This is a genomic window from Oleiphilus sp. HI0123, assembly GCF_001635315.1.
In genome coordinates this window covers 1-442 of the sequence record NZ_LWGE01000574.1, presented here as the reverse complement: position 1 = coordinate 442, position 442 = coordinate 1, and the positions used below count along the sequence as shown (strand labels likewise).

1 protein-coding gene is annotated in these 442 nt (G+C 47.7%); it reads right to left on the bottom strand.

Annotation, left to right across the window (positions count from 1 at the left end):
* The coding region (locus A3761_RS05265; protein ID WP_068749951.1) for a MotA/TolQ/ExbB proton channel family protein at window positions 1-442 on the bottom strand (442 nt) is incomplete at both ends.

Sequence of the window (442 nt, the reverse complement as noted above, 5' to 3'; positions counted from 1 at the left end):
AGCAGGAATAGCAACTGTCATACCCGCGGCAGTCGTTATCAATGCTTCAGAAATACCACCCGCTAGAGCAGCGGCATTACCGGCACCTTCTAGCTGCAACTGAGCAAAGACTTTAATCATACCAATAACGGTACCCAACAAGCCCAACAAAGGCGTAATCACAGCAATCGTTCCAAGTGCCGTTAAAAAGCGTTCCATTTCATGCACCACATGACTGGCTTCTTCCTGAATGCTCTCTTTCATGATCTCTCGACCATGACGAGCATTTGCCAAACCAGCTGCAAGAACTCGACCTAGCGGTGCAGCTTCTTTTAACTCTTTCAACTTACGCGAGTTAAGTTCTTTCTTTTTGATAGCAGCCCACAAGTCCTGAACCAAAACCTTTGGTGCCAATCGGCTGACCCGCAAAGTCCAGAAACGCTCAATAATGATTGCCAGCGCC